Below are 881 nucleotides of genomic sequence, written 5' to 3'. Positions count from 1 at the left end.
CAACATAACGTATAATACTGTAGCGTCACCGTGTTAAAGTCAAGGCTTTTAGGAAGTCCACTACGACGTAGCAAACCGTTACTGTTTTCGTTGAGTCCTCTCTGTCCTGGGCTTCCAGGGTCTGCAAAAAACACACTTGTAGAAGTGTCACGGATCGCTTGCTGCCATCTAGCAAACTCTAAACCTCGGTCGAAGGTTATCGACTTTACTGCTCCTGTTACTTGACGTGTAAGCCACTCGTGGAGGGATTGTTCTATATCTGTTGCTGTACGCCCCTGTGTGGGAAGTGTTACGATATGCTTACTAGAACGTTCTACTAGGGTAACAACACAGCTTTTACGTCCTTTACCCACAATAGTGTCCCCCTTCCCAGTGTTCAAACTCGCTACGATAGTGAGGAAAGATATGAGAACGCTCGTGTATAGAAATAGCCCCTCGTATTCTCCCTCTCTTTTCGCTCGTATGGTTTTTCGTCTTTTCCCTTTCCAGGGAAGCAGGGTAAGAGACACGACTCCTTTTTCGGCGAGATGGTACAGGGTACGTGCGCTACAACCAATATCCTGTGTGTGAGCTAAACACCTGGACTATACCCGTATGCGAGTAACTGTTTCACCAAACGCATACACTCACCCGACAGGGTAATGCGATGTCGTCCTCGTTTCCTTCTCATATCATGCTGATAGTTAGTCCACTCGGATAGGTCATGACCTTTGTCTATCCAGTGTTTAACACGGTAAATAGTCGGACGAGAACGATGAGTAAGACGACTAACCTTGGTGATAGGGGTATCAGGAAGTAGGTATCCGTGTATGAGTGCCACCTCTAATGTGGTAAGCCCAAGTATGGGTCATTGAACTCTTTCCTTTCTGTAGAATGTTGTA

1 protein-coding gene is annotated in these 881 nt (G+C 46.3%); it reads right to left on the bottom strand.

All coding sequences use genetic code 11. From position 1 onward, the window contains the following. On the bottom strand, positions 1 to 509 hold a 509-nt coding region (locus ACFQY8_RS08005; RefSeq protein WP_377939455.1), incomplete at its 3' end, for an IS30 family transposase. Between the last annotated feature and the right edge of the window lie 372 nt (positions 510 to 881).

The sequence above is a fragment of the Alloscardovia venturai genome (assembly GCF_042676605.1).
Classification (GTDB): domain Bacteria; phylum Actinomycetota; class Actinomycetes; order Actinomycetales; family Bifidobacteriaceae; genus Alloscardovia; species Alloscardovia venturai.
Note: the sequence above shows the minus strand (reverse complement) of the source record. Positions and strands in the feature narration are given on the sequence as shown.